Below are 14,661 nucleotides of genomic sequence, written 5' to 3' on the forward strand. Positions count from 1 at the left end.
ACGTACCCCAGCTTCTACCTGAGGAAGCCAGCATGAGCACAGAGATCACCATTGGCCTGGCCACTCTGCTCCTCTTGTTCGTTAGTGCCGTGATAGGAGGGTTGATCGTTCTCCGTCGACTCTTGGCGAGAGAGGCAAGCGGATCAGCACCAAAATTTACAGAGCCCTCTAACGCCCACCCCACTGCGCCGGAATAGTCCCCAGCTTGGGTGTGATCTTGGTGAATGTTGCATGAAGCCCTATAATGCGGGCGGCAGTGCCGGCATAGCTCAGCAGGTAGAGCAGCTGATTTGTAATCAGAAGGTCACGAGTTCGATTCTTGTTGCCGGCACCAATTCATTCAACAACTTGCGGTGATTGTGACACAGATTTCAGCTTGGTCTGTGTCTTTTTTGTACCATGAACCGTGCCCAGCACTGACACATTATCGGCATACTGTGCCACATGGTCCGCAGACAGGTGCGCGTACCGCTGCACCATGTCCAAAGACGCCCAACCACCCATCTGCTGCAGAACCATCAGCGGCGTGCCGGCCTGCACGTGCCAGGATGCCCAGGTGTGCCGCAGCCCGTGCCAGGTGAAGTCCTCGATTCCGGCGCGCTTGAGTGCCTTGTGCCAAGCTTTGGTGTTGGTCTGCGTGACCGGATTCCCCTCATAGGTGAATACCCTGACGAGGTGCTTGCCGATCTGCCGACGCAGAACCTGAATAGCCTGGTCATTGAGGCTGACCGGAATCGGCTTGCGCGCTTTCGCCTGGTCTGGATGAATCCAGGCACAACGACGCTGCAGATCCACCTGCGACCATTCCAGCCCAGTGACATTGGACTGACGCAATCCCGTGAGCAGGGAGAACTCGGCCATGTCGGCCAGGTGCTCGGGAAGCTCGCGCAGAAGCCGTGCAGCTTCCTCTTTGGTCAACCAGCGCAGCCTTTGGTTCTTCACCGGATAGGGCTCGAAAGATGGCTGGGTATTCAGCCACCCCCACTTGTGGGCCCGACGCAGGATGCCACGGATCAGCGCCAAATAGTGATTGGCGGTGCTGGCCGAAGTCTCCTCTTTTTTCCGATCCAGAATCTGCTGCACAAGATCCCGGGTGACAGCGCTCAAAGGCTTGCCACTCAGGTACGGCTGCAGCCACTGTAGCTGCTGCAGATCATCCTTGAGGCTTGCCTTGTGTTCCTTTTCCTTGACCCAGCGCAGGGCTGCCTCGTCCCAGGTATGCTCCGGGGCCTCGTTCAGCCGTGACTGGCGCCAGCCTTCTGCCTTGATACGGTCGTGCAGCTCCTGTGCGGCTGCTTTGTCCGTTGTGCCAGTAGAGCGTCTAACTCTCTGGCCGCCTGGTGCGATGAAATCCATCCACCAGGTGTTACCACGTTTGTAGAGCATAGGGTTTCTCCTTTGCCCGTCTGCCGGGGTTGAGTTTGGAGCCTTTTGAGATAAGCGACAAGATCCTCTTCTAGGAAGACCCAGCTGCGGCCAGGCTTGGTGCCCGGGATCTCTCCCGCCTTGGCACGCCGCTGCACCGTGTCCTTGTGCATGTGCAGAAAAGCCGCAGCCTCGTGGATATCTAGTGTCCTGACCATCGATTATCCCCTATCGACCGAATGTAAGCGCACATAAAGAGGCTGAAAAGCGGAATCGAGAACATCGCGAATAACGTATGACGCAAGCATGCCACGAGCCTGCAGCAACAAACCAAACAATTCATCACGCCTTTCTTTTTCATCCTGGAGAGCGCGAACCAGTTCGTTATGATCCCGGATTGACTGACGCAACATTTCGAGGGAATCGATATGTTTTGCCAAAAGCTCCTCGTATTCTTCAGAATAAATCGACATTATGAGTTCTCCCACAATCTTTCAGATGTGGCGCAGATTGTCTCGTTAGCTACTCAATTCTTCCGCGCAATGGCCTACAATCCGCGTCGATCCACCCTTGTCTTTTCAGGCGATCCCAACAGGCAAGTTTTTGTTCTGGGCTGAACCCAATCCAACCATCCACTTCCGCGCAGGTTCTGCCGCAAGATTTGCAGATCTCGTCCCCAAGCGCCGTGGTACAAAACCCACGGCAAGGGGAATCTGGGGCATGAACGACAGACATCAGGCAACCTGTTCCGCCGGAATCTCTTCAAAATCCTGATCGACCAATGCCTTGATCTTCTCGATCTGCTCCGCACTCAGCGTCGCGTGACGTTGAACCGATGCAATGATCGCATCTGCGTTTTTGCGACCAGATTCAATCAGGTCTCGCCACTTCGGGAGGTTTTCCGCGAAGCTCTCTGCTGGGTATTCTGGTAATATCTGCTGCTCCACAACGGTAGCTTTGGCAGCAACCTGCTCAGGGCCACGCACAGAGTGTATCGTGACAATCTCCCCAGTTTCCGGATCAACGACTTCAATGGGAACGGTGACAGTCTCTGTGGCCGCTGGTTGTGCGCTGATTTCCGGGAAAGCCTTGCGCAAGGCCTGCGACTCGGCGCATTTCACGAGTTGTGCATACGGACGGCGCCCCCACATCTTGTTGGGGGCAAGACTATCCTTGGACTTGGTTGCATAATTCTCTTTCCACATTTCCTTGGCAGAGAATTCGGCAATTTCACCGGTCGCCAGCCGACGCTTTACGGCAACCTTGCACCAGGCGGGATAGGTGATTTTCACCCCGCCAAGGTTTTCCTCGACGTCCGGCCCGAACTCCGGCTCACTGACGCCGGCATAGCCGCCAGAGCGTGCGGCCTGGATACGATACAAGCCAATGCCAGGCATGATGACATCCCGCATACGCTTCAGCCTGTCGTCCCACATGGGCACGATATGCACCGGTTTTTGCAGAGGATCCAGCCGGCCGGCGCGGCAATAATCGATGGCCACCTTGATGGATTCCCGCGCCGCCCCTGGATACACGCTGTTTTCCAGTACATGGATGAGGTCATTCTCTGACACATCCAGCGATGGAATGGAGCTTTTTGGTTCTACTCTGGCAAGTTGAGACATGGCATTTCCCCTAAATATTACATTTCGTCCCAAAGACGAACTTTTGTGGTAGAAGTTTGCTGGCTGCGAACAACGAGCCGCAGGCAACCTGCGTCCTGACGGATACAGGTTCCTTGCGGCGCATAGGGCAGGATTTTGCGCAAGAGCCGATCAGCACGATTGCGCTGGTCATGGCCTCCGGTCGAAACGGAGAGAAGAACGGGGTTCACTGCAGAATGACCTTCTGCACCCGCCCTGCCCTTGCGATCTGCGCGTTCAGGTCAGGGATGCGCGTGGAGCGCGGGAAAATGAAAGAAAGGCTGGATCCGTCGGCATAGGCAACGTCGACGCGCACGTGTCCAGGCTTGTTGTGTTGGCCAGCACGTGGCCGAGGCAATGGTTGCATGGCAATCTCCCATCGTGCCGCCGGGGTGGCGGAGTTGATGGGAGAAAGGTTAGCTGTCGCTAACCATTAAGTCAATAGCTAAAGCTGGTCGTGAATAGCCCTACCTTCTCGTCCTGCGTTTCTTGATGCACATCACCATCGTACCTATCACGCGCAAATGCTCAAGATCGGATCTCAAAGGGGCGTAATCCTCATTTAGTGGGATAAGCTCAAAATAATCAATCCCTTGATCATTCTTTCCGCGAGGTCTGTATTTTTTGAATGTAGCCTCTTCTTCATTGTTCTTCGCCACAACGAAATCGCCAGGCAATGGACTGACAGACGGATCAATAATAACTATATCACCATCAATAAATTCTGGCTCCATTGAGTTGCCTTCAATTCGTAGGGCAAAAGTGTAATCTGAAACTTCACCATATACTGGAATGTCTTCTTCCGATGCTCCAGCTTCATATGGATCTGCGACCTCCGTCATGCGCCCTGCTGCAACCTTGCTTATGAGCGGAACCGTACGAATCGCACTTGGAGCAGGACTAACATTTTTATCAAACCCAGGTTTTTTATCCTTATCTCGCACCCACCAGTTCGGGTTCCTGAGTTTCAACCCAATCTTGAGGGCGAGCTCCTCTCCACAGTTTCTATGCCCACTCTTGATCTGAGAGAGCAATGACCTATCAATGTCTAATACATCAGCCACGCGGCGGAGAGCACCCCTAGCTCCACCTATCTGGGCTTCCAACTCAATATACTCAGACAACATCTCTTGTCTTTGCCGATAAATATCGTCTTGCATTTGTTGATCACCCATGGCTGATAAGTTAGCACGAGCTAAACACTAAATCGATTAGCTTGCGCTGTTGACAAGTAGGTTAGCTCTAGCTAACCTTTCTATCATGAATCTGATCTCTTATACGTCCATCCACGGCAACCGCGCCTTAGCTGAAGCGCTTGGCGTTTCTAACTCCATGATCTCGCAGTGGAAAAGTGGACACAGACGGGTATCTCCCGAAACAGCCATCCGGATTGAAATTGCGACTGGCGGAGAAATAACCCGTCAGGACCTCCGCCCAGACATCTTCGGGCCCCTCCCAACAACGATGGCTGAGCCACACCGGGAGTCGGCATGATTCCGCGTCGGCTTTGGGGCTTGGTTGCCTCTCTGCTCCACTGCCGCAACGCCCAGCGTTGCCAGTCCCACACTGCGCTGTTTCCCGAGCCTGCTCGCGGATATGGCGTTTTTCTTTCTTTTGGCGCATGGCGTGGCTCTCTTCTTGTGGCTACCGACATACCCAGAATGCCGGAAAGCTTCTGCAAGAACGATGGAAACTTCACGGCAAATCTTGATTGCAATTGCACGAGGATTTCCTGATGGAACCAAACGCTTCTCAACGCATGCAGTCGCTGATCCTGCGGGCAATTGCCCAAAAGGGACAACGGCCCTGTGCAGATGCAATAGGCGTGCATGAATCGGCGCTATCCCGATTCCTCGCCGGGGACGGCGGTCTCAAGCTCGGCCAACTCTGCGAACTGTTCTCCTACCTGGAGATCCAGCCCGAGTACCTGGGAGACGGTGAGAAAACCACCATCAAGGCGGAGCACCTGAAAGCCCTGCGCATTTTGGCGAGGGCGGCCATGGATGAAGGAGTGGTGCTGTGAGGCGCAGGTCCGCCATCAGGGATCCTCTGGAGGTGCTACGCAAGCACCCGATCGCCGCTCCGGACAGGGCCTTGGAGCGAGCACGGGAAACCCGTCTCAAAAACAGGCAAATCGCGGAAAGGGATGGCGCTGCCAATTCCGACGAATGGATCCAGCGAAAGATCGCGGAATTCTCTCGTAGGGGGCGGACCATATGATCTCGTACCGCCAGAAACCTATTCCCCTGAGCATCGATGGCGCCATTTGGGATTGGCGTAAGCGGAACGAATCCACAGCAAACATGATGGCGATGCTCCGCCCAGCTTTGCAGTTCTGGTATGACTATCCGGGATTTGGCTCAAGGTTTACCCCTGCGCAATCGGCTTTTGAACGAAGATTGCTGGCCGCTGGATACCATATATCGAATGCAGGAAACCGGATTCGACCGAACAAAGCCAACCTCATAAACCTGCGGATTTGGCGATGCCAGTCCACCGGGGCGACTGGCAACCCAACAAACTTTCATGGCAATCCACGGAACCTCTCTTATCTTTGGCTTCGATTTAAGCAACCGAAAAATCCAGGATTCTTTTGGGGCGGATACATACCGCTCCCACGTCTGATTGTGCTGAAGCGCGTCCAGAATCCAATGATAGGTTTGCAAATCTTCCTTGCGCTGATCTTCCTCGCTTGGCAACGGCCGAAGCAACGGTGTGTCTCCATTTGCCATGGTCTTGCTCCATTGGTGCCAAATTCATCTCGTTCCCCATTATACGGGGTTCCGGTATGAGCAAAAAATCTGGAGGAAAAGGATGATAAAACAGCATTGGTCGGTACGCCTTCTTCGGCGCGAGTTGTCGCGGAATCCATATACCGTGCCCTGTCTACTGTTTCGCGAGCGCGTCCTGGTTACAGACCACGGTCCCATGTCTCACGAAAACGACAGGGAACTGTTGGCCCTGCTGGATGGTGGTATTCGCAGCGCCGCGTTCTGGTATGGCCATGTCCTGAAATGCCCCCCCGAAGATTCGGAATCTGACCCCATATGGGTAGCGTTGGTTGTCTCCAGTGAGCGATTCGTAGACGCGCCAACCGTGGACCTGGTGTTTAAGCGCTTTCAATACGCCATGAGGATTCGCGCCGACTATGAACCAGCCGTCATCCAGAACGACGAGGATGCTTTTGCTATGCGTGCCACCTTCGACGATGCCTGCCTGGCATTGGCTGAGATGATTCGCCGATTTGACCAAAAGCTTCGCGAAGTGGCCGTAATTTACGATCCACCAGATTACTACGGCCAGGATGATCTTGCGATCGATTACCATTCACCGGGGCGGGACGATCTGCGCTGTATAAATATTTATGGCCTGAATTGCTGCAAAGACAAAAACGGTGCCTTTCCGCCCATGCCAGGCTATGAATTTTCCGCTACTGAGACGACTAGCAGCGGGGATCAGGCATGATCAGCACAACATTGCCAGATGATCTCGAACAAACTCTTGCTGATCCAAGCAGTGTCCGTCTTGGCTCGCTCTGCGGGATCGTTGGGAATTGGGATCGACCCATTCCGAACCGGATTCCCGGTATCCGCAAAATGCTTTTCCAAAGAGCAGTCCTGTGGGCGCAACCAAATTGCGGATACATCCGTCCTTGCGGGCTTGTTCAGCACAAATCGCAGTGGTTGATTTCTGGCATCGCATGCAGGCAAGTCTATCAGCGTCACCAATACGTAAGGCAACCATGCGGTAGTCAACCCCTTGTAAGCCCAGATATTTCGCTTGTCTCCCTGGCGGCACATTTCCACAAATTCCGGTCCCGTGAGTTTCCTCGTCAAGGCCCGGCAAGCGGCATACACGGACTTGAGCGTTTCTATTTCGCACATATCCGCCCGCAGCCGAACGCCGGAATCCAGATCCAATTCTGCATTTCCAAGGTATGCATATCGTGGATCGGGATGGGACGAACGCTCACAGGTACTCCCATCCGGGTGATCAAAGCGGGATGTCACGTGCATGGAATGCACGCCATACAGATCCAGCGGGCATTTACAGACTGGACAGATTGGATGGACACCTTTCTCCCGATATTGAGGGCCTTCCAGAGCAACAAACTCTTCTGGAGAAACCAATTTACCGCTGCGCTGATGGATGGCTTGTTTGGACATGGTAACCGTCTCCTGTCTGGTTACTGCCATTGCATCACAAAGCACCACTTCTACGCCAGCAACGGGGGCACCCGGACTGACACTCCCTTCGGTCGGTCGCGCTGGCACCTATTCCACAAGAAGGGGAAAGAAGGGAACCAATGAACTACTTCAAACTGTATATCGGTGATTATCAACGCGACACCTCTCACCTGTCATTGGCTGAGCACGGAGCATTTCACATGATGCTGCAGTTCTTCTACGCCACCGAGAGGCCGCTCCCCACCGGGAAGGCTCTGTACCGGATGCTCCGCGCGAACACAAAAGCAGAACAAAAAGCGATCGATTACGTGTCAAAAACGTTCTGGATTTCGGTTCCAGAGGGGCTGATCAACGAGCGCGCAATCCGTGAGATAGAACAGGGGAACAACAGAAAGCTAATCAACCAAGAGTCTGGCAGGCGTGGTGGGCGTCCTCAAAAGACGCAAGCTATTGATTCGCAACAAAACAGCATAACCGATTCGGTTTCTGTTTCGGATACCGAATTGGTTGACAATTCGGTTATGGGTTCGGTTTGTGATTCGGATACCGATATGGTTGGTAGTTCGGTTAGCGAAAACGAAACCGAAACCGAAACCGAGCCAAAACCCACAGAAAACCCTATCCATAGCCATAACCATAGCCATAACCATATACCAGAACCAATACCAAGAAATACACATATAGGCGACAGCCAAAAGGGCGAACAGAAGGCGTCGCCTTCGCGACGCAAATCTGCGTCTTTGTCGACTCTGACAGTTGGCAAGATGATTTCGGACGTGCCCAACCTGTCGGCAGAAATTGCACATGGGTACCTGGAGCATCGGCGGGCAAAGAAAAATCCGCTCACGGATCTTGCCTGGAAGTCCATCGCAAACGAGCTTTTGAAGTACGGCGGAGACCCAAACGAGGCACTTTTGTTTGCGGCGAACAAGGGGTGGACCGGGTTCAGGGCGCAGTGGATGGAAAACGAAAAATCTTCTTTGGCGAGAACAAACGGGAAATCTGCAACCCAGGAAAATTCTGGGGTGAGCGGAAATGGAATACGTGTGTCTGCGCATTCGGGATTCGCACAGCGGGATTACACCAAGGGAATCAATCCAGATGGGAGCTTTTAACCATGGGCCAGCCAGTGAAAGTCAATCCAGAAACCGTTTTGGCTGAGGTTCGATCAGCATCTTGCCCGACACATGGGCCATTTGAGTCGCGGAAATCGGTATTTGCCGGCCAACAAATCTGGACGGATTGCCCGGTGTGCTTTGAGGAATTCGGGCGTCAACAGGTGCGAGACCAGGATTCCGCAAGGCGTGAGGCGATGCGGGCCAGGGTGATGCAAAACGCCGGCATTCCGCCAAGGTTTGCAAACCGTAAGCTGGAAAACTACATCGCCGAAACGGACGGTCAACATCGGGCGTTGCGGATTTCCCAGGACTATGCAGCAAACTTTGCAGATGCGCTTTCCGCAGGGAGAAGCCTGATTTTCTGCGGTTCTCCAGGCACAGGGAAAACACATCTGGCCGCTGGCATTGCCCATGCAATCATCGCGCAAGGCTTCACTGCGACGTTCACTACGGCAATGGATGCCATCCGTATGGTGCGGGAAACCTACCGCAAGGGATCCGAAAAAACCGAGCGGGAAGTGATCCAGCAGTTTGCCGTTCCTGATCTCACGATCATCGACGAGATGGGTTCCCAACTCAACACCGAAGCGGAAAAAGTCACCCTGTTCGATCTGGTCAACGCCAGATACCAAGCGCTCAGGCCCATGATTGTCATGAGCAACCTGACGCTTGGCGAGGTGGAACAGTACATCGGTGAACGTGCCTTTGACCGGCTTCGTGAGAATGGCGGGCATGCCGTGGTGTTCAACTGGGGAAGCTACCGGAGGCTGTCTTGATGCGCGAATGTGCAGCGCAGAATAACAGCCAACCGATATTTCTTGATGCGGGGCTACCTAATGGTGTTTTGGAAAACCTAGATTCAGAAAGAATTTTTGAAAAATTGCTTTCTGAGCATGGACAAAAATCTTTTGCTTTGTGGAGTAAATCCCATCGCTTGATGAAGGAAAAAGAACTGCAACATTGGCCATCACAGGAGACTGAGTAAATGGACATCCCGGTAATTGAACCCGCTGTTATTTCCAGATACGTGCCAGAGCACAGGGAAGAATATCTGCCACCAAAAACATTCAGGAGAACAGACACGCTTGTTCAGGGAGCACCTTCTACCACCAAGGGGAAAGCCAAAGGCAAGGCTCGCGGGGTGCAGAAATGAGTGAGATTTTCGATAACGGTGTGCGCTTTTGCACCTTGTACCGCCAGGACCGAACCCCGCGCGAAGAGGCTGAGTTCAACCGGCTATTCAAGTGGGCCTACGAAGAAGCCTTTGGTGTGGTTTCCTACATTGCCCGCAAGGCGGGACTGTCGGACATCGACATGCTTTCCGACAGTGCAACCACGCTGCTTGACTTTTGCGCCCGCAGCTACGATTGCGAGGGAAAGAAAACGCTATTCGCTTTCTTCCGCAACATTGCGCACGCCTACCTTTTGAAACATCGCGATTTTCTGTCTTTCTCGAAGCGTCTGACCCAGGTTGGATACGAGAGTACCGACTACCTGACACGGCAGATGTACGGGAACCCCGACGAAACCTGCTCCAAGCCCATTCATGCATCGCCGGAAGCAGAGTGCCAGGATGTCTTTGTCAACCTGTCTGAAGACAACCTTGACCCATTGTATGCCGCGGAATGGGGCAATAATGGTCACCTCTACGATGAAGATCCTGAGCCGGAAGGGGACGACGATGATCTTTACTCCGCGGCTACGGCGGAGCCGGTTTCCCTGTCGACCTGGGTGGAGCGTACCATCGCCTATATCGACGTGGCAGATATTCCCCCGCCAACGCTTGCGCGTCGTGCACAACAGATCGTTGATCAACTGCAAGATGTCAGCGGTTCCCCTATCGCGGACATCGCCAAGCGGCTCATGACCCGTGCCGGATCAGGATGCAGCATCTCCAGAACCCTGCTGTTCGCCATGGCTTCCTTTCTTGACCCGAAACGGCATGAGAAGACCGTCGAAAAGATCCGTCCTTTCTTGCTTGCATCCCCAGCGGAGACCATGGACCTGGGATTGCAGATCGATACGGGAGATTTGCTCCATGGCCGGGTGCCTGCGCGTAAGCCGGTGGCCCCGATGAGAGAAGATGCAACGCTCGGGCAGAAAGATGATGTGGCGGAAAAACGCCGCCAGCGACGTCCGGCGAAAAAGTCCGCGGCTTTTGTGCCATCTGTGCAAATCGATCTGCAGTTGGGGTTGGCGTCGTGAAGGGCCCAATCCCTTACCTGGGCGGGAAAGGGAGAGTCGCGGACAAGATTCTCCCGATGCTTCCGCATCCGGATCGCCGGCACACCTATGTTGAGCCCTTTTGCGGCGGTGCCAGCCTGCTATTTGCCCGCAAGCCCATTGGCATCGAGGTCATCAATGACCGCAATGAGGACGTTGTCCATTTCTTCCGGGTCTTGCAAAGACGCGGGAATGAACTGCGCGAATTCCTGCAGAACGTGCCCTATGCGCGGGCAGTGTATCAGCAATGGTCCGATCCGAAGTATGCCGCGGCAGATGACATCGAGCGGGCTGCCCGTACCTTCTTCCTCGCCAGGGCCACTTTCATGGCCGAAGTGCAGCGGCCGGAAGACCGGACGCCTGCAGGATTTGCAGTGGCAAAGTATCTGGACAACCGTGCAAGGTCCATGAAAAACAAGGTGGATGATGACCTTTTGACGATCCGTGACCGGCTGCGTCATGTGGTCATCGAAAATGAAGATGCGTTGGGCATCATCGACCGGTACGACAGCGAATATGCGGTTTTCTATTGTGATCCGCCCTATCTTCCGGAGACCAGAAAGAGCGGTGGATACACCCACGAGTACGACGCAGAAGACCATCAGGCGTTGTTGGAGAAACTGCTGCAAAGCCCTGGGTATATGGCTTTGTCGGGCTACGCCAACCCCCTGTATGCCGATGTCCTGGAATCCCGTGGATGGGAGCGTCGGGACTTCGCCTGGCACTGCAATACCGTGCGCAATTTCAGTGGCGATGTGCCCGATGAGGATGCCAAGCGGACAGAGTCCGTATGGTTGAATCCCCGCCTTTCTGAATATCACCAGAGAAACAACAAGCGCCAGCAATCGTTGCCGTTGCTGGCTTGTGTCTGAGCACCAACTACCAGGAGGAAATCATGTTGGAACTTATTCCAATCCAGCGCAATGCCCAAGGGGAAGCTACAGTCAACGCCAGAGACCTGCACGCTTTTCTTGGCGTTGGGAAGGTCTTTGCAGCCTGGATCAAAGATAGAATCCAGAAATTCGGCTTTGTAGAAGGTCATGACTTTGTTTTTAAGCATGATTTGAGCGTTCCAAATTCGGAAAGCTCAAAAGCCAGAGCTCAACACATCATCGAATATCATCTTTCCCTCGACATGGCCAAGGAGCTTGCCATGGTCGAACGCACAGCCAAAGGAAAAGAGGCTCGGCAATACTTTATCGCCTGTGAGAAGGAATATTGGCGGATGGTGAATAACGAGTCCGCCAAACCGCGGGCGCTGTCCATCAGCGAGCGGTTCTTTGGCGGGCTGCCGAACGATGTTGTCCTGGCGGATTTCCAACTGATCCTGGCCCTGAACAAGGCTAGTCCCGGTGTAGACGAGAATCAGGCGTTTTTGGGTGCCGTGGGGCAGATGGAAGCCATGGGGATCCAACTTCGCCCATTGCTTGGCCCGCAGGCTCTCGCCCTCGAATCTCCACATCGCTATGCCGAACTGCGGCCAACAGATATCGCCAGGCGATTCGGTATCCTGCGTCGGGACGGCAAGGAAGACCCCGCAGCCGTAAACCGCTTGCTGGCTGATCTTGGATTCCAGACGCGCACAGCCAAAGAAACTTTGGCATGGACACCCACCAAGAAAGGCTGGCCGTTTGCCGTTGTAAAGGACGTGCCTAACGCCACGGTGCAAGGCGGCCGCCCCGTACGCCAGCTGTTCTGGAAGGAAACGCTGCTGGAGATGGTCGAGGTACAAGAGTCCTTCGAGCAGTTTGGTCGCCTGCGGATGCGGGAAGTACGCAAGCCGCAGCTTTCCCTGGAACTGCATTAAGGCGAGGTCGTTTTCGCCGCCGCTATACCATCGGCCCCCGTCTATACCCAACCAGACAGCGTTTTGGGGGTGCCACATGGAAAGTCAGACGAAGGAAAAGCGGCGGGATCTGCGGATGGAGCTTGCGGATCGGCTGATCGAACAGATCGAGTCCGGAAATGCGCAATGGCAGCGCCCTTGGGAACCCGGAGAAGTGCTGCCGCCAGTAAATGCAGTTACCGGGAAGCCTTATCGCGGGGTGAATTACCAGAATCTCCTGCTCTTTTCCCCGGACCCGTCTGATAACCGTTGGGCCACCTACAAGCAGGCCGAAGCGCAGGGTTGGCAGGTCCGCAAGGGGGAGCATGGGATTTCCATCGAGAAGTGGTCCGAGTTTGAGCGTAAGCTGACCGAAGCCGAAAAAGAGGAGAAGCGGGCCGCCGGTCTTTCCGAAGTCCCGGATACTGAGAAGCGCTTTGGCGTCAAGTATTACACGGTTTTCCACGCCTCGCAGATCGATGGCATCCCTCCCATCGAGCGTCCAGATCGGGATCATGAACTGGAAGGCAAGCCGGACCCGCGTATCGAGGGCCTGGCAGAAGCCATGGGTGTTGAGGTCCGCAGGGGCGGCAGCAAGGCTTTCTATCGCCCTGGTGCGGATTTTGTGCAAATTCCCATGGCAGAGGACTTCCATACGGCCAAGGGCCACGATACGGTTTTCCTGCACGAGCTTTCCCATGCTACCGGCCACGAAAGCCGCTTGAGTCGTGAGATCAGCAATCCTTTTGGTTCTGAAAAGTATGCCCTGGAAGAACTGCGGGCGGAGATGTCGGCGGCCATGACGGCGGCAGCCTTGGGTATTGGTTTTGACCCTGCCGCTCAGGGCAAAGAGGAAGGCCGCGAAACGGAAACAAGCGCGGCATATCTGGCCGGTTGGCTCAAGGCCCTGCCCGACAAGGACCGCAAGCAGATCCTCATGCAGGTCATCAAGGACGCGCAGGGTATTTCGGATTACCTGCTGGAGCGCACGCCTGAGATCGATCTTGCCGCGCCAGAACAGGCGCGCACAAAGGAAGCCGATAAAGACACCGTTCGCCTCATTCTGACGCATCGGAAGGACTTGAAAGAGCAGGTTGAGCAAGACCTGAGCGCAGACGGCACGCGCATGGAGGTTACGCGCAGCATTCCGGTATCCGAAGTGAAAGGGCGGTTGCTGGATTTTGCGCAAAGTGCCTACCGTATCGAAACGGAAAACTATGGCCCCGTATGGGTGGAAACGGGTTTCCGTCTCGGTGAGATGGAAGACCCCCTGGTTCTCTTTGCTCGTGAGTCCATGCGCGAAGGCCGGACGGTCGCCCTTACTGTCAGCGAAGACGGCAAGACCACAACGCTGGAAGACCCGGAGACTCCCGGACGCGCGTTTGCGACCGTGCATGAACGCCCTGCACGTCCGTTCGCCCTCATGGATGACCTGGTGATTTTGGACAGCAAATCGAACCAGGGCCGTCCCGTAAGCGGAAAACTGGTGGAAGTCTATGCCGAGAATCAGGTAGAGCTGATGCGGGATGATGGTACACACGTTTATGTGGGCGGTCCCGGCCAAGCCTACTCACCGGAACTCATGGAACAGATGGACGCCATGCGTGGCCGGATGGTGGAGGTAGGACTGAATGGGAACGGACGGATGCAGGTGGTTCCCGCTCCCGAAATCGAGATGTCTGCTCCGGTCTTGTCTACAGAAAAGCCTGTCCCGCAGGTTGGTGACCGGATTTTTTTCACCCCTATCGTCAACGGCAAGCCCGACCCAGAGTTTTCTGGGTCTGGGAAAGTCCTGCACATCGAGGACAAAGATGCCGAGCGGTATGGCAGGAAACTCACTGTCGAGCTAGACAACAGAAATGGTCTGAATGCCGTTATCGATGAGCGGTTTGTCGAGATGCAAGTTTTGCAGCAAGCGGCCGAAATCAAGGCGCCAGAGGCAGAAAAGCCTCGACAGGATTTGCAGGCATTGCTGGGTTCCATAAAAGGCAAAGAGATCAGTTTGCACAATGGCAAAGTGGTCGATGCTTACCAGTATCTGGATCAGGGCTTGAAGCGCGGATACGACATCCAGGTCGGTTCTGGCAAGGATGGTGAGATCCGTTGGGCGAATGGTGAAAAGGTTGGGGGCTTGGTGCCAGAGGCTCTGGCTCCGGTTCTGCGGTCTGCGCAACCGGAAGCCGGTAAAAGCCTTGGGGATACCTTGCGTGCAGAGATGGCAAAAATGCAGTCGCTAGAGGTATCGAAAGCTCCGCAAAAGAAAGCGGCAGCTTTGGAAATCGCCTGATTCATTCTGCTGG

The 14,661-nt window shown here is 54.6% G+C and carries 19 protein-coding genes, 1 tRNA gene and 1 pseudogene; 12 read left to right on the forward strand and 9 right to left on the reverse strand.

Going from position 1 to position 14,661, the window contains the following annotated elements; translation table 11 throughout:
- Positions 1–258: 258 nt before the first annotated feature.
- A tRNA-Thr gene (locus M5D89_RS10360) sits at positions 259–334 on the forward strand.
- A 2-nt stretch (positions 335–336) separates the two neighbouring features.
- Here the strand turns inward: M5D89_RS10360 and M5D89_RS10365 are convergent.
- The 7 genes and pseudogenes from M5D89_RS10365 to M5D89_RS10390 all read right to left on the reverse strand — a co-directional run bounded on the left by M5D89_RS10365 (position 337) and on the right by M5D89_RS10390 (position 4,168).
- A complete protein-coding gene (locus M5D89_RS10365; RefSeq protein WP_248885760.1) occupies positions 337–1,386 on the reverse strand; it encodes a tyrosine-type recombinase/integrase in 1,050 nt (349 codons plus the stop codon).
- A 53-nt stretch (positions 1,387–1,439) separates the two neighbouring features.
- Positions 1,440–1,583, reverse strand: a pseudogene (locus tag M5D89_RS14530) (helix-turn-helix domain-containing protein); the annotation flags it as partial.
- A 3-nt stretch (positions 1,584–1,586) separates the two neighbouring features.
- A complete protein-coding gene (locus M5D89_RS10370; protein ID WP_248885761.1) occupies positions 1,587–1,838 on the reverse strand; it encodes a hypothetical protein in 252 nt (83 codons plus the stop codon).
- A 49-nt stretch (positions 1,839–1,887) separates the two neighbouring features.
- A complete protein-coding gene (locus tag M5D89_RS10375; protein ID WP_248885762.1) occupies positions 1,888–2,100 on the reverse strand; it encodes a DUF1289 domain-containing protein in 213 nt (70 codons plus the stop codon).
- On the reverse strand, positions 2,100–2,990 hold the full coding sequence (bet, locus tag M5D89_RS10380) for a phage recombination protein Bet (protein ID WP_248885763.1): 891 nt from the start codon (positions 2,988–2,990) through the stop codon (positions 2,100–2,102). The genes M5D89_RS10375 and bet overlap by 1 nt, the downstream gene beginning before the upstream one ends.
- A 205-nt stretch (positions 2,991–3,195) precedes the next feature.
- Positions 3,196–3,375: a hypothetical protein gene (locus tag M5D89_RS10385; protein ID WP_248885764.1), complete on the reverse strand. Its 180-nt coding sequence runs from the start codon at positions 3,373–3,375 to the stop codon at positions 3,196–3,198.
- A gap of 100 nt (positions 3,376–3,475) precedes the next feature.
- On the reverse strand, positions 3,476–4,168 hold the full coding sequence (locus M5D89_RS10390; protein ID WP_248885765.1) for a LexA family protein: 693 nt from the start codon (positions 4,166–4,168) through the stop codon (positions 3,476–3,478).
- Between the two features lie 100 nt (positions 4,169–4,268).
- Here M5D89_RS10390 and M5D89_RS14340 point away from each other — a divergent pair, with 100 nt between their 5' ends.
- Both M5D89_RS14340 and M5D89_RS10395 read left to right on the forward strand, forming a co-directional pair.
- A complete protein-coding gene (locus M5D89_RS14340) occupies positions 4,269–4,502 on the forward strand; it encodes a transcriptional regulator (protein WP_346347716.1) in 234 nt (77 codons plus the stop codon).
- Positions 4,503–4,743: 241 nt separating this feature from the next.
- On the forward strand, positions 4,744–5,031 hold the full coding sequence (locus M5D89_RS10395; protein WP_248885766.1) for a CII family transcriptional regulator: 288 nt from the start codon (positions 4,744–4,746) through the stop codon (positions 5,029–5,031).
- Between the two features lie 337 nt (positions 5,032–5,368).
- Here the strand turns inward: M5D89_RS10395 and M5D89_RS10400 are convergent, their stop codons facing one another.
- Entirely contained in the window at positions 5,369–5,740 is a 372-nt protein-coding gene (locus tag M5D89_RS10400; RefSeq protein ID WP_248885767.1) for a hypothetical protein, read from the reverse strand.
- An 82-nt stretch (positions 5,741–5,822) separates the two neighbouring features.
- Between M5D89_RS10400 and M5D89_RS10405 the strand changes: the two genes are divergently transcribed.
- Positions 5,823–6,473: a hypothetical protein gene (locus M5D89_RS10405; protein WP_248885768.1), complete on the forward strand. Its 651-nt coding sequence runs from the start codon at positions 5,823–5,825 to the stop codon at positions 6,471–6,473.
- Here the strand turns inward: M5D89_RS10405 and M5D89_RS10410 are convergent.
- Positions 6,464–7,174 (reverse strand): hypothetical protein, encoded by a 711-nt coding sequence (locus M5D89_RS10410; RefSeq protein WP_248885769.1) that lies wholly within the window; start codon positions 7,172–7,174, stop codon positions 6,464–6,466. The genes M5D89_RS10405 and M5D89_RS10410 overlap by 10 nt on opposite strands.
- A gap of 140 nt (positions 7,175–7,314) precedes the next feature.
- Between M5D89_RS10410 and M5D89_RS10415 the strand changes: the two genes are divergently transcribed.
- The 8 genes from M5D89_RS10415 to M5D89_RS10450 all read left to right on the forward strand — a co-directional run bounded on the left by M5D89_RS10415 (position 7,315) and on the right by M5D89_RS10450 (position 14,648).
- The gene (locus M5D89_RS10415; protein WP_248885770.1) at positions 7,315–8,310 is read left to right on the forward strand and encodes a YdaU family protein; all 996 of its coding nucleotides are present in this window, start codon (positions 7,315–7,317) and stop codon (positions 8,308–8,310) included.
- Positions 8,311–8,312: 2 nt separating this feature from the next.
- Positions 8,313–9,089: an ATP-binding protein gene (locus M5D89_RS10420; RefSeq protein ID WP_248885771.1), complete on the forward strand. Its 777-nt coding sequence runs from the start codon at positions 8,313–8,315 to the stop codon at positions 9,087–9,089.
- A complete protein-coding gene (locus M5D89_RS10425; protein ID WP_248885772.1) occupies positions 9,089–9,298 on the forward strand; it encodes a hypothetical protein in 210 nt (69 codons plus the stop codon). Before M5D89_RS10420 ends, M5D89_RS10425 begins: the two co-directional genes overlap by 1 nt.
- On the forward strand, positions 9,299–9,466 hold the full coding sequence (locus tag M5D89_RS10430; protein WP_248885773.1) for a hypothetical protein: 168 nt from the start codon (positions 9,299–9,301) through the stop codon (positions 9,464–9,466).
- Entirely contained in the window at positions 9,463–10,518 is a 1,056-nt protein-coding gene (locus tag M5D89_RS10435) for a hypothetical protein (RefSeq protein WP_248885774.1), read from the forward strand. The genes M5D89_RS10430 and M5D89_RS10435 overlap by 4 nt, the downstream gene beginning before the upstream one ends.
- Entirely contained in the window at positions 10,515–11,408 is an 894-nt protein-coding gene (locus M5D89_RS10440; RefSeq protein WP_248885775.1) for a DNA adenine methylase, read from the forward strand. Before M5D89_RS10435 ends, M5D89_RS10440 begins: the two co-directional genes overlap by 4 nt.
- Positions 11,409–11,431: 23 nt before the next feature.
- Entirely contained in the window at positions 11,432–12,343 is a 912-nt protein-coding gene (locus M5D89_RS10445) for an antA/AntB antirepressor family protein (RefSeq protein ID WP_248885776.1), read from the forward strand.
- Positions 12,344–12,419: 76 nt separating this feature from the next.
- Entirely contained in the window at positions 12,420–14,648 is a 2,229-nt protein-coding gene (locus M5D89_RS10450; RefSeq protein ID WP_248885777.1) for an ArdC family protein, read from the forward strand.
- Positions 14,649–14,661 lie beyond the last annotated feature (13 nt).

It is taken from the genome of Acidithiobacillus acidisediminis (assembly GCF_023277115.1).
Lineage (GTDB): Bacteria > Pseudomonadota > Gammaproteobacteria > Acidithiobacillales > Acidithiobacillaceae > Igneacidithiobacillus > Igneacidithiobacillus acidisediminis.

What these genes read in the sequence shown, in the direction of transcription:
- M5D89_RS10450 (WP_248885777.1), top strand. Translation starts at nt 12,420, where the DNA reads ATGGAAAGTCAGACGAAGGAAAAGCGGCGGGATCTGCGGATGGAGCTT.
- M5D89_RS10410 (WP_248885769.1), bottom strand. Translation starts at nt 7,174, where the DNA reads ATGTCCAAACAAGCCATCCATCAGCGCAGCGGTAAATTGGTTTCTCCA.
- M5D89_RS10370 (WP_248885761.1), bottom strand. Translation starts at nt 1,838, where the DNA reads ATGTCGATTTATTCTGAAGAATACGAGGAGCTTTTGGCAAAACATATC.
- M5D89_RS10420 (WP_248885771.1), top strand. Translation starts at nt 8,313, where the DNA reads ATGGGCCAGCCAGTGAAAGTCAATCCAGAAACCGTTTTGGCTGAGGTT.
- M5D89_RS10385 (WP_248885764.1), bottom strand. Translation starts at nt 3,375, where the DNA reads ATGCAACCATTGCCTCGGCCACGTGCTGGCCAACACAACAAGCCTGGA.
- M5D89_RS10395 (WP_248885766.1), top strand. Translation starts at nt 4,744, where the DNA reads ATGGAACCAAACGCTTCTCAACGCATGCAGTCGCTGATCCTGCGGGCA.
- M5D89_RS10365 (WP_248885760.1), bottom strand. Translation starts at nt 1,386, where the DNA reads ATGCTCTACAAACGTGGTAACACCTGGTGGATGGATTTCATCGCACCA.
- M5D89_RS10415 (WP_248885770.1), top strand. Translation starts at nt 7,315, where the DNA reads ATGAACTACTTCAAACTGTATATCGGTGATTATCAACGCGACACCTCT.
- M5D89_RS10375 (WP_248885762.1), bottom strand. Translation starts at nt 2,100, where the DNA reads ATGTCTGTCGTTCATGCCCCAGATTCCCCTTGCCGTGGGTTTTGTACC.
- M5D89_RS10400 (WP_248885767.1), bottom strand. Translation starts at nt 5,740, where the DNA reads ATGGCAAATGGAGACACACCGTTGCTTCGGCCGTTGCCAAGCGAGGAA.
- M5D89_RS10390 (WP_248885765.1), bottom strand. Translation starts at nt 4,168, where the DNA reads ATGCAAGACGATATTTATCGGCAAAGACAAGAGATGTTGTCTGAGTAT.
- bet (WP_248885763.1), bottom strand. Translation starts at nt 2,990, where the DNA reads ATGTCTCAACTTGCCAGAGTAGAACCAAAAAGCTCCATTCCATCGCTG.
- M5D89_RS10430 (WP_248885773.1), top strand. Translation starts at nt 9,299, where the DNA reads ATGGACATCCCGGTAATTGAACCCGCTGTTATTTCCAGATACGTGCCA.
- M5D89_RS10445 (WP_248885776.1), top strand. Translation starts at nt 11,432, where the DNA reads ATGTTGGAACTTATTCCAATCCAGCGCAATGCCCAAGGGGAAGCTACA.
- M5D89_RS10405 (WP_248885768.1), top strand. Translation starts at nt 5,823, where the DNA reads ATGATAAAACAGCATTGGTCGGTACGCCTTCTTCGGCGCGAGTTGTCG.
- M5D89_RS10435 (WP_248885774.1), top strand. Translation starts at nt 9,463, where the DNA reads ATGAGTGAGATTTTCGATAACGGTGTGCGCTTTTGCACCTTGTACCGC.
- M5D89_RS14340 (WP_346347716.1), top strand. Translation starts at nt 4,269, where the DNA reads ATGAATCTGATCTCTTATACGTCCATCCACGGCAACCGCGCCTTAGCT.
- M5D89_RS10425 (WP_248885772.1), top strand. Translation starts at nt 9,089, where the DNA reads ATGCGCGAATGTGCAGCGCAGAATAACAGCCAACCGATATTTCTTGAT.